This is a genomic window from Agrobacterium tumefaciens (assembly GCA_025559845.1).
Classification (GTDB): Bacteria; Pseudomonadota; Alphaproteobacteria; order Rhizobiales; family Rhizobiaceae; genus Agrobacterium.
Window position 1 is genome coordinate 731,897 of the sequence record CP048470.1, and the last position, 10,604, is coordinate 742,500.

Annotated in this window: 5 protein-coding genes, 1 tRNA gene and 2 rRNA genes; 2 read left to right on the forward strand and 6 right to left on the reverse strand. The window is 53.6% G+C overall.

Annotated features, from left to right (window positions below; all coding sequences use genetic code 11):
- The 3 genes from FY156_19785 to FY156_19795 all read right to left on the reverse strand — a co-directional run bounded on the left by FY156_19785 (position 1) and on the right by FY156_19795 (position 5,036).
- The gene (locus FY156_19785; protein UXS03790.1) at positions 1–3,153 is read right to left on the reverse strand and encodes a multidrug efflux RND transporter permease subunit; all 3,153 of its coding nucleotides are present in this window, start codon (positions 3,151–3,153) and stop codon (positions 1–3) included.
- Entirely contained in the window at positions 3,150–4,295 is a 1,146-nt protein-coding gene (locus FY156_19790) for an efflux RND transporter periplasmic adaptor subunit (protein ID UXS03791.1), read from the reverse strand. Before FY156_19790 ends, FY156_19785 begins: the two co-directional genes overlap by 4 nt.
- 225 nt (positions 4,296–4,520) lie before the next feature.
- Positions 4,521–5,036: a YqhA family protein gene (locus FY156_19795; protein ID UXS03792.1), complete on the reverse strand. Its 516-nt coding sequence runs from the start codon at positions 5,034–5,036 to the stop codon at positions 4,521–4,523.
- A gap of 315 nt (positions 5,037–5,351) precedes the next feature.
- Here FY156_19795 and FY156_19800 point away from each other — a divergent pair, with 315 nt between their 5' ends.
- A complete protein-coding gene (locus FY156_19800; protein ID UXS05159.1) occupies positions 5,352–5,984 on the forward strand; it encodes an MgtC/SapB family protein in 633 nt (210 codons plus the stop codon).
- Between the two features lie 78 nt (positions 5,985–6,062).
- A complete protein-coding gene (locus FY156_19805) occupies positions 6,063–6,917 on the forward strand; it encodes a DUF2971 domain-containing protein (protein UXS03793.1) in 855 nt (284 codons plus the stop codon).
- A gap of 98 nt (positions 6,918–7,015) precedes the next feature.
- Here FY156_19805 and FY156_19810 read toward each other — a convergent pair.
- The 3 genes from FY156_19810 to FY156_19820 all read right to left on the reverse strand — a co-directional run bounded on the left by FY156_19810 (position 7,016) and on the right by FY156_19820 (position 10,257).
- Positions 7,016–7,092, reverse strand: a tRNA-Met gene (locus FY156_19810).
- A 150-nt stretch (positions 7,093–7,242) separates the two neighbouring features.
- A 5S ribosomal RNA gene (gene rrf / locus FY156_19815) occupies positions 7,243–7,357 on the reverse strand.
- Positions 7,358–7,452: 95 nt separating this feature from the next.
- A 23S ribosomal RNA gene (locus FY156_19820) occupies positions 7,453–10,257 on the reverse strand.
- Positions 10,258–10,604 lie beyond the last annotated feature (347 nt).

Consider the following 10,604-nt stretch of genomic DNA (forward strand, 5'->3'; position numbering starts at 1 on the left):
TCATTCCCCTCCGCCTGTCGTCGTATGTTTGGATTGCGCGCCCAACCCAAACCAGGAAGACTTGACCCTTTCGCGCAGGGTCTGAACAAGGACGTAGAGAAGCGGGATAATCAGGATACCCACCAGGGTGCCAACCAGCAGGCCGCCGAAGATCGAGACGCCAATCGCCTGACGGCTGGCCGCTCCGGCCCCGGTCGCAAAGACAAGCGGAAGGACACCCAGCACCGAAGCCATTGCCGTCATGAACACAGGCCGGAAACGTTGGTATGTGGCCAGTCTGGCAGCCTCAGTGATCTCCAGTCCGGCTTCACGCCGTTCCTTGGCGAATTCAACGATCAGGATCGCATTTTTTGCCGCAAGACCGATCAGCAAAACAAGCCCGATCTGTGCGTAAACATTCAAATCCAGACCGGCGATCAGGAGGCTGCTCAATGCACCTGCCGCTGCAGCACACACGGAAAGTATGACGGCGAGTGGGACCGACCAGCTTTCATATTGGGCGACGAGGAACAGGTAGGTGAAAACTATTCCCATGATGAGCAGCAGCGCGGTTTGCGCGCCGGCCTGACGTTCCTGCAACGCCAACCCTGTCCACTCGAAACCAAACCCTGACGGAAGGGTCTCGGCTGCAACGTTCTCCATCGCGACAAGTGCGTCCCCGGTGCTAACACCGGGCCCCGGCTGACCATTGATCGATGCAGCAGGGAAAAGATTGTAACGGTTGATCGAGCTTGCACCGTATATCGTGGAAACGGATGCCACAGCCTGGATCGGCACCAATGCACCGTTTGACGATCTCACTCTCAGGCGTTGAATGTCCTCGATGCGCGAGCGGAATTGCGTATCATTTTGGAGCCGCACCTGAAACACGCGGGACGAGAGATTAAAATCATCAATGTAGGCTGAACCAAGCTGTGCCTGCGCAGCGCTGAAGATCGCTGCCGGTGACACGCCATAGAGTTCGGCCCGGTTGCGATCGATGTCCATGAACAATTGTGGAGCGTCAGCAGAAAACGTGCTGAATACGCCAGCAAGAGCTGGGGTCTGATTTGCCTTGCCGATGAGACCGCGCATGACCTGAGCAAGTTCGCCGGGCTCCTGCCCATCAAGCGCCTGCAGCCGGAAATCAAAACCGCCCGTGGTACCAAGGCCAGGTATGGCAGGTGGATTGAATGCGACGACCGAGGCGTTGGAGAAAACGGTAAACTCGCGCCGCAGTTTTGCCAGAATAGCATCCGCACTTTCGTCTGAATTACGCTCGCTCCACGGCTTCAACGCAGCGATCACCATGCCAGCATTCGATCCGCCGCCACCGATGAGGCTCATCCCTGAAATACCGATGACGTTTTCAACACCTGGCGTATTCCGGAGAATTGTCTGGACCTGCGACACGGTTTGTTGCGTACGCCCTATGGCAGCGGAATTGGGAAGCTGAACGTTCGCAAAAAGATACCCCTGATCCTCCGAGGGAATGAACCCGGTTGGCAAGACTCGTACCAGCGCGTAGGTCCCGACAAAGATCCCCAGAATGATCACGATCGACACGATGACACGCCTCGATAGCGCAAGCAGCATCCGGACATAAAAATCCCTGATCCAAGCCAACCCCGTATTGAATCGCTCGAAGACCTTTGCCCGCTTGGTCGCCGGCGGCTTTAAAAGCATGGCGCACAGTGCCGGGCTGAGAGTGAGGGCATTGATGGTCGAAAAGCTGATCGTGACCAAAATCGTGACTGCAAACTGCCGGTAGAGCTGCCCGGTTATTCCCGGCAAAAACGACACCGGAACAAACAACGCAGCGAGAACGAGCGTCGTTGCGATGATTGGGCCCGTCACCTGTTCCATTGTCTTGAGCGTCGCATCAGTGATCGACAGCCCTTCTTCCTGCATGATGCGTTGCGCATTTTCAGCAACGATAATCGCATCGTCGACAACGAGGCTGATCGCCAGCACCATGGCAAACAGGGTGATGGTATTGGCCGAGTAGCCAATGAAATAGAGAACGGTGAAGGCACCAATCAACGAAACTGGAATTGTCAGTGTCGGGAGAATTGTCGCCCGCCAATCCTGCAGGAAGACGTAGACGACAGCGACCACCAGAACAAATGTGATCGCAAGGGTTATGATGATCTCTTCGATCGTCGCGTTGAGGAAACTCGTCGTATCGAAGACGACCGTATATGCGATGTCCTCCGGAAATTGCTGCTGCAAACGCTCCAGTTCCGCTCTCGCAGCTTGTGAAACGGACAAGGCGTTCGCATCTGCCGACTGATAAAGCACGATGGTCGCGCTCGGCTTTCCGTTGAACGTCGATACGGTATCATAGGACTGAGCACCAAGCTCGACCCTCGCCACATCCCGCAATCTGACGATTGCGCCATCGGTATTGGTCCGTACAACGATGTTGCCGAACTCCGAGGGATCGCTCAATCGCCCCTTTGCCAGGATGGTAAGTTGCAGTTGCTGGCCATCTGAGGTTGGTGGTGATCCGATCTGGCCAGCCGAAGCCTGCGCGTTCTGGGACTGAACCGCGGCACTGAGGTCGGCCGCCGTGACACCCAGCGCTTCCATTCGATCTGGATTCATCCAGATGCGCATGCTGTAGGCAGGACCAAAGACACCGGCATCGCCGACACCTGAGATACGAGCCAATGCATCTCTGATGTTTATCGAAGCGTAATTACTGACGAAAAGCTCATCCCGTGTGCCTTTGGGAGAGTAGATTGCAACCCCCATCAGCATGCTTGACGACCGGCTTCTAACCGTAACGCCCGTTTGCGAAACAACCGCCGGCAAGCGCGGCGTTGCCGTCGCCACTCTGTTTTGCACGTTGATCTGTGCTATCTCGGGATCTGTCCCCACGGCAAATGTCACGGTGAGCGAGTAGGTGCCATTGTTGGTGCTGGATGAAGACATGTAGAGCATGCCATCAACGCCATTCACCTGCTCCTCGATCAGCGCGCCGACACTTTCAGCCATGACGGTGGCATTGGCGCCAGGATAACTCGCTGAGACCTGCACTTCGGGAGGTGTGATCGGAGGATATTGCGTGACCGGGATCTGCGTCATCGCAAGGGCGCCTGCAATCACCATAACGATTGCAATGACCATTGCAAAACGGGGAAGCCGGATAAAGCTTCCAGGGCCAATCATGGCTTCGTTCCCGTGCTACTGAGATTGGTTGCGGGCATCACCTTGAGCGGCATGCCCTCAGCAACACTCTGCAGGTTTCCGGTAATGAGCCGCTCACCCCCGACAAGACCGTCTTCGACGATCCAGTTTCCAGACATCTGATTGTCGGCCCTGATACGACGCAGTTCCGCCTTGTCGCCCGCGCCAGCCAGCAGCACGTATTTTCCGTCTCTGTCCTGCTGTACGACCTCCTGCGGAACCACGGGTTTCATAACCGGCGCATCTTCACTCACAACGACCGTCACGAACTGGTTGGGCACCAGCAAAGCATCCGGGTTCGAAAACGACGCTCTGATTGCCAGTGTCCCTGTCTGTAAATCAACCTGATTGTCCAGAAACTCAATCTCGCCCGACTGGATATAAACCTGCCCGTTCGACAAGCGCAGGCTTGTCTTGAAGTACCTGGCGAGTTCTTCCTTCGACGCCCCACCAGCAGCGGCACGTAGGTCCAGAATAGAGCGATCACTGACGGAAAAAACAACGCGAATAGGGTCCATTTGCACCACGCGGGCAAGCACGGTGGTCGCGTTGCCAACGAAGCCCCCCACAGAAACATTCGATACGCCTATTCTTCCCGCAATCGGAGATGAAATTCTCGTATAGCTGAGGTTCAGCTTTGCCTGATTTACCTTCACATCGGCGGAGCGAAGGCTGGAGGCCGCGGAATCGCGGGCAGCCTGACTTTGATCAAGAACCGCTTGAGAAACGCTGCCCCTGGCAAGGGACAGGTTTCGACTCAGGCTTTGTTCGGCATTGACGAGATTGGATTGCGCAGCATCTCGTGCCGCTTGCGCATCATCAAGAGACAGTTGATAGCTCTCTTGTTCGATCACAAACAGAGGTTGGTCCGCCGTGACCGATTGGCCTTCCTGAAACAGCCGCTCCTTGATAAATCCGGGCACCCTGGCAAGAATATCCACCGAATTTGCGGCTTCTACGCGCCCCACAAATTCGTACTTCGGGGACACATTCATCACCTGGACGGGCTGCACCTCAACACTCTGCAGAGATTGCGCGTTGAGACTGATAGGGAGGGCTGAGAGCAATGCAGCTGTAAACAGCCTTCTCAAACTCCCAATAATGGGGATGTCATGCTTATGCATTTAAAACTCACGCTCAATCACAGTGGCAGGCAGTAAACTGACGACGTCGATCTTGGCTTGGAAGTTTTGCGGGAAGTCCGCGATGCACTTTTAAACTTTAAAAAATACAAGAACTTAGAATTGCTTTCATTAGCAATCCTGAATATCAAATACCACTTAATCGCGCAGAACGATAGCTAAAATTTACGGCCGCAACCACAAGAAGTAGTGAATTATTTCGTGGACCTACCTAGAATGGCTTTGATCATCGGTTGGTTCGATGTGTTCTGAGGCGCCGTGGGTGGATGCGGTTGCGATAATTTTCATCGCCGCGGCGAGCAAAAGAATAGAAACGGGCAGAACAAGCGCGTTCCAATCCGGCATATCCTCCATCTCCGCGACAAGCGTTACGAAATGTACGACCAGATAAAGAATGATCATCTGGAAAAAGAGGTTTTTGAGCTCTGCGACGTCTTCGATCACCATCCAGCGTGGAAGTTGCGCTTTCCAGGGTGCGCTTGGGCTCACAACAAAGCCAACCGTGATCGCGCACCCGAAAATGACGAGAACGATAGCGAACAACAACTTGTCCACGCCCTGTAACACCGCTGCAATGATTGCCTGGTCCGGATTGGCGCGCACTTGAACGAAGGCGTTGCCAATGGCCAGCAGACCTTCCCAGAACATGAGAAAGGACGCTGCAATCACGCCGATCGACGCAAGACCCATGACGTAGCGAAGGCTAAGCAAAAAAGACAACATTGCATCGTCTCCCCTAGGAGCGCGAGAGAAACCATTCGAACCCAGGTCACCCCACCTCCAACGAGGCCACTGTGCCTCAACTCTCAGTGGAAGTGCAAGAACACTTGTCATCGCCGCCATATTTCGAAAAACTGGGAACCAATCTATTTCCCTGGTTCAATCGGAGTTCCAATTTTGTGCTAAAAGGCTTTTCGACAATCTAGAGTTTCGATTTGTAGTGCGTGCAAAAACCGACTGGTGGCGCTCTTGATAAACGACTTTTTCCCATGGCTTTATGACACGCTATCGATATCGGTTCGCCTGGTAACCGCAGTCGTGTTTGGAACAATCATCGGCCTTGAGCGACAATGGCGACAGGGCACGACCGGGTTGACGACACACGCACTCGTGGCCTTTGGCGCTGCAGCATACTGCGCACTACCCGCCATCCTCGAAGTCAACGAGGACATTCGCATGGGCGGGCAAGTTGTAACGGGAATAGGCTTCCTTGGCGCTGGCCTGATCATGCGGGACGGTCTCAACATTCGTGGGCTGAGTACATCGGCGACCGTCTGGGCGACGGGCGCAATCGGCGTTCTGGCAGGCTACGGAGAGATCTTCGAGGCCGCAGAAGCAACGCTTCTGATCTTGTTGATAAACGTAACCTCTCCCAAACTGGTGAAGCTTGTCGAGCGCTTCGTACCCCCTCGCCCGCTCGAGGCACAACGGCATACGATAGAAGTTCGCACAACCACAGAAAATGAAGCCGAGGTCCGGGTGAGCTTGATGACACAAACCAGCGATCATCAACTGACGGTCAAGTCATTGGCACGGCGGGTCAATTCATTAGATCAGACCATTACCATTGATGTCGTCATATCAGGAGAAGTGATCGACAACGAAGTCATGAGCGTTCTCGTTCAATCGCTTAGCCTATCGCCAAACATTCTGTACTGCGCCTACAGATAATTTGGCGGCGGTACGTCGTCTTGCACATCCCGTAGCCGGAGCAATGACATGCCCAACACAATCGAAGACCATTTCGCATTGCTGCCGAATTCAAACGGATCACATTCCGTGATCCCAAGACCTCGACTCTTTCACTACACAACGCTCGCCGGATATCTCGGTATCGTGTCACAGAAAGCAATCTGGGCAACCAACATTCATTATCTCAACGACTCGGAAGAATTTTCGTACGGTCTACGTTATTTGACGGAAGAACTTACAGCCGCGTCCACCCACGCCGATCAGGCCGGAAAATGGGTCCTTCTTCGCGCTATCGAGCTTGTGGATCTCTATCGGCAAGGTTTTGTTTATACAGCTTCTTTTGCAGAGGACGATGACCTGCTCAGCCAATGGCGGGGTTATAGTGGCGGCGGCGGAATATGCCTCGGATTTGTGGCCAGCGACCTGCAGAAGATCGCTGCAAAGGCAGAGTTTCGACTGATCCGGTGTATTTACGAACAATCGCAGAAAGCCCTACTGGCGCAAGAGTTCGTTGCCAATTGGCTAGACGCTATCCGCGCGAAAACCACACTTTCGGAAGATGACGTCGAGCAATTGGCGCATGAACTGGTCACGCGCTACCAACAACTTGCCTGCGCCTTCAAGGACCCGTCATTTCGCGAAGAGAACGAATGGCGCCTTGTCTCAAAGTTCGTCCCACTTGATCACCCGTCCGTGAAAGTCCGCAGTACGGCGACAATGCTCGTTCCCTATTTTGAAGTCTCACTTGACCTCGGTCTCGACAATGAAGGCCGCAGCAACATTGGGATCGACAGCATTGTTGTCGGGCCAAGTTTACAAAGAGAGCGTATCCTCCAGGCTGCTACCATTGCCGTCAGGGAGTTCAGCGAGATCAGCTTAAGCCTGTCGGAGATACCGTACAGGTCGCTGTGATCGCCAGCTGATCCCGTGTTATTCAAGGCCGCTTGCGGGTGCTTTGGGGATGATGTGTTTGTGGTTATTCTGGGAGGGTATTTTGTGTGTTGGGATATTGGTTGCGGGGGCAGGATTTGAACCTGCGGCCTTCAGGTTATGAGCCTGACGAGCTACCGGGCTGCTCCACCCCGCGGCACCATGACTTTGCCTTTGGCGAAGTCTCATTCAGCAGTGGTGACTGCTGAGAAGTTGATATTATAACAAAAAAGGCCGCGATGTGCGGCCTCTGTTATGGGCTTGAGGCCCTTATGTGATGAGAAGATTTGAATGTTGCGTTTTGCAGACCTGGCAGCGACCTACTCTCCCGCGTCTTAAGACGAAGTACCATTGGCGCTGGGGCGTTTCACGGCCGTGTTCGGAAAGGGAACGGGTGCAGCCGCCCCGCGATAACCACCAGGTCGGCAAAACGCAACAAGCGTTGTTTTTCGAGAAGCTGGGAAGCGATTGCTTCGTTTGATTTGAACACGTCAATTCATCGTTGATGAACATGAACAATGAGAACGATCAAGCCGATCGAGCTATTAGTAACGGTAAGCTTCATGCATTGCTGCACTTCCACACCCGTCCTATCAACGTGGTCGTCTTCCACGGCTCTGATAGGGAACACTCGTTTTCAGGTTGGTTTCCCGCTTAGATGCCTTCAGCGGTTATCCATTCCGTATATAGCTACTCTGCTATGCCCTTGGCAGGACAACAGATCCACCAGAGATACGTCCATCCCGGTCCTCTCGTACTAGGGACAGATCCTGTCAATATTCCTACACCCACGGCAGATAGGGACCGAACTGTCTCACGACGTTCTGAACCCAACTCACGTACCGCTTTAAATGGCGAACAGCCATACCCTTGGGACCTGCTCCAGCCCCAGGATGCGATGAGTCGACATCGAGGTGCCAAACAACCCCGTCGATATGGACTCTTGGGGGTCATCAGCCTGTTATCCCCGGCGTACCTTTTATCCGTTGAGCGATGGCCCTTCCACACGGGACCACCGGATCACTATGACCGACTTTCGTCTCTGCTCGACTTGTCAGTCTCGCAGTCAGGCTAGCTTATGCCATTGCACTCGACGACCGATTTCCGACCGGTCTGAGCTAACCATCGCGCGCCTCCGTTACTCTTTCGGAGGCGACCGCCCCAGTCAAACTACCCACCATACACTGTCCCGGATCCGGATAACGGACCGCGGTTAGACATCCACGAAGATAAGGGTGGTATTTCAAGGATGGCTCCACAAGAACTGGCGTCCCTGCTTCAAAGCCTACCACCTATCCTACACATGCCTTGGCGAATGCCAGTGTAAAGCTATAGTAAAGGTGCACGGGGTCTTTCCGTCTGACCGCAGGAACCCCGCATCTTCACGGGGAATTCAATTTCACTGAGTCTATGTTGGAGACAGCGGGGAAGTCGTTACGCCATTCGTGCAGGTCGGAACTTACCCGACAAGGAATTTCGCTACCTTAGGACCGTTATAGTTACGGCCGCCGTTTACTGGGGCTTCAGTTCAGAGCTTGCACCCCTCCCTTTAACCTTCCAGCACCGGGCAGGCGTCAGACCCTATACGTCGTATTGCTACTTCGCAGAGCCCTGTGTTTTTGATAAACAGTCGCTACCCCCTGGTCTGTGCCACCCCATCATACTTGCGTAAAATGGGGTCACGCTTCTTCCGAAGTTACGCGTGCAATTTGCCGAGTTCCTTCAACATAGTTCTCTCAAGCGCCTTGGTATACTCTACCTGACCACCTGTGTCGGTTTCGGGTACGGTCTATACGGTGGAGCTATTTCCTGGAACCTCTTCGCCGCCCAACCAATCCAATAAGGTTGAACAACACACGAGATCCGTCACTACCACCAGGCCCACGAATATTAACGTGGTTCCCATCGACTACGCGTGTCCGCCTCGTCTTAGGGGCCGGCTAACCCTGCTCAGATTAACTTTAAGCAGGAACCCTTGGTCTTTCGGCGAGAGGGTCTCTCACCCTCTTTATCGTTACTCATGTCAACATTCGCACTTCCGATATCTCCAGCAGCCCTCACGGGTCCGCCTTCACAGACTTACGGAACGCTCCGCTACCACTTGCATTGCTGCAAATCCTCAGCTTCGGTGCATGGCTTTAGCCCCGTTACATTTTCGGCGCAAAGACCCTTATTTAGACCAGTGAGCTGTTACGCTTTCTTTAAATGATGGCTGCTTCTAAGCCAACATCCTGGTTGTTTTGGGATCCTCACATCCTTTCCCACTTAGCCATGACTTGGGGACCTTAGCTGGAGGTCAGGGTTGTTGCCCTTTTCACGACGGACGTTAGCACCCGCCGTGTGTCTGCCGACTAGTACTCCTCGGTATTCGGAGTTTGGTTAGGATCAGTAAGACGGTGAGTCCCCATAGCCCATCCAGTGCTCTACCCCCGAGGGTATTCGGTCGACGCTCTACCTAAATAGATTTCGCGGAGAACCAGCTATTTCCGAGTTTGATTGGCCTTTCACCCCTAGCCACAAGTCATCCCGAACTATTGCAACAGTTATGGGTTCGGCCCTCCAGTTGGTGTTACCCAACCTTCAGCCTGCTCATGGCTAGATCACTCGGTTTCGGGTCTAATGCAACTAACTAAATCGCCCTATTCAGACTCGCTTTCGCTGCGCCTACACCTACCGGCTTAAGCTTGCTAGTTACACTAAGTCGTTGACCCATTATACAAAAGGTACGCCGTCAGGCTTGCGCCCTCCGACTGTTTGTAGGCATCCGGTTTCAGGTTCTATTTCACTCCCCTCGTCGGGGTGCTTTTCACCTTTCCCTCACGGTACTTGTTCGCTATCGGTCATGCACGAGTACTTAGGCTTGGAGAGTGGTCTCCCCATGTTCAGACAGGATTTCACGTGTCCCGCCCTACTCAAGGACAATGCCTGTTCTACGTGTAAGGGGCTATCACCCTCTATGGCCGGACTTTCCATTCCGTTCCACTTTATTCAGCATTGCCACTGGCCTGGTCCGCGTTCGCTCGCCACTACTTGCGGAGTCTCGGTTGATGTCCTTTCCTGCAGGTACTTAGATGTTTCAGTTCCCTGCGTTCGCTTCTTACACCCTATGTATTCAGGTGCAGATACCTTATCACAATGCTTGGAAACCCAGGCCGTTCATAAAACAGACTGGATTTTCCAAGCATTTAAGGTGGGTTGCCCCATTCGGAGATCTATGGATCAAAGCTTATTCGCAGCTCCCCACAGCTTATCGCAGCGTATCACGTCCTTCTTCGCCTGTGCATGCCAAGGCATCCACCAAATGCCCTTAGAACACTTGTTCGTTCTCATTGTCTATGCTCACCACATAGTCGCCATAAGCGACAGACCCGGTTACCTTTTACAACCAGGTCATTCATTGATGACATCGACGTGTTCGGTACGGTCTTCATTGAGGGCACGCCGGTGCACCTCGAAGCCATACCATTAAGACCAGCTTCTCGAGATATCATCCGGTGATGCGCGGTCAGGCAACATCAATCCAGCATCTTCATCAGAGGAACATCAGTTCCAACAACAAAAATGCCCAGGACAAGCTTTCCTTCCTACCTCCAATCCCTCCACCAATTCCGGCCGACTAAGCCATCACATGGTTTCTCTGGGACTGGGCTCGGACGTTTCAAACCTTTC